Annotated in this window: 1 protein-coding gene; it reads right to left on the bottom strand. The window is 43.3% G+C overall.

Translation table 11 applies throughout. The features are described from left to right. Positions 1 to 243: 243 nt before the first annotated feature. A partial coding sequence (locus ML342_RS11735; protein ID WP_240127194.1) for a glycoside hydrolase family 97 C-terminal domain-containing protein occupies positions 244 to 540 on the bottom strand: 297 nt, incomplete at its 5' end.

Here is a 540-nt window from a genome sequence, read left to right on the forward strand (position 1 = left end):
ACATGGTTTTCTCCTTGGAATACATCATCTCATTGAATGTCTGCTGGGCATTCAATGAAGTTGGTAAAACGGTTGCTGTCAATGCTGCAATTATTAGTTTTTGGATATTCATATTGTTAAGTTGTTGTTATACAGGACATTAAAGCGAACTGAGCGAAGAAAACTGTGACAAATTATCTACGCTCATTTTTGGCGTATTTCCGACCAACCGGACAGTTGGACGGAAATACGGAAATTATAGGCTTATTTAGCGAGCAATGAGATGGCGAAACCACCACCACGTGCTTCGTTAATCTTCAAAACATCACCCTTCTTCACAGTCTTGTGAACAATCTTGTAAGATTTAGGGTTCTTCTCGTAGTCAGCATTCTTGCCGTCCTGATAAATAGCGCAAGCATACTTCTTGCCCTTATCCAGGAAGTCGAGTTTTACTACGGCTGTGCGGGCTGCATCAGTCTTACCGCCTACAAACCAGTTGTCGGTACCCTTAGCCTTGCGGGCTACGGTGATATACTTGGCTGGCTCTGCCTCCAGATACTT

It is taken from the genome of Thermomonas alba, assembly GCF_022419205.1.
GTDB lineage: Bacteria > Pseudomonadota > Gammaproteobacteria > Xanthomonadales > Xanthomonadaceae > Thermomonas > Thermomonas alba.